The organism is Mycolicibacterium sp. XJ2546, assembly GCF_053483195.1.
Genome location: NZ_JBEFRW010000065.1, coordinates 1 through 295, shown reverse-complemented (window position 1 = coordinate 295; position 295 = coordinate 1). Strand labels below are relative to the sequence as shown.

1 protein-coding gene is annotated in these 295 nt (G+C 72.5%); it reads left to right on the top strand.

The features are described from left to right. Nucleotides 1–19: 19 nt before the first annotated feature. The coding region (locus tag ABQE44_RS25855) for a hypothetical protein (RefSeq protein WP_448432675.1) at nt 20–295 on the top strand (276 nt) is incomplete at its 3' end.

Sequence of the window (295 nt, the reverse complement as noted above, 5' to 3'; positions counted from 1 at the left end):
CGTCAGCGCTGCCGTGCCCATGCCGCTGGTGCATACCGTGGAGCTCAACTCGGCCACCGTCGACACGGACGCCGGCCCGCGGCTGCGCGCCGACTGGACGTGGGCGCCCTCGGCGCTCGACCGCGACCAGGTCTCGCGGTTGAGCCAGCTGTGGTTCGAGGCGCTGGCCGGTATCTGCGCGCATGTGCGCAACGGCGGCGGCGGTCTGACGCCGTCGGACATCGCCCCGGCGCGGTTGTCCCAGCAGCAGATCGACGAGTTGGCGGAGCAGAACCCGATCGCCGACGTGCTGCCG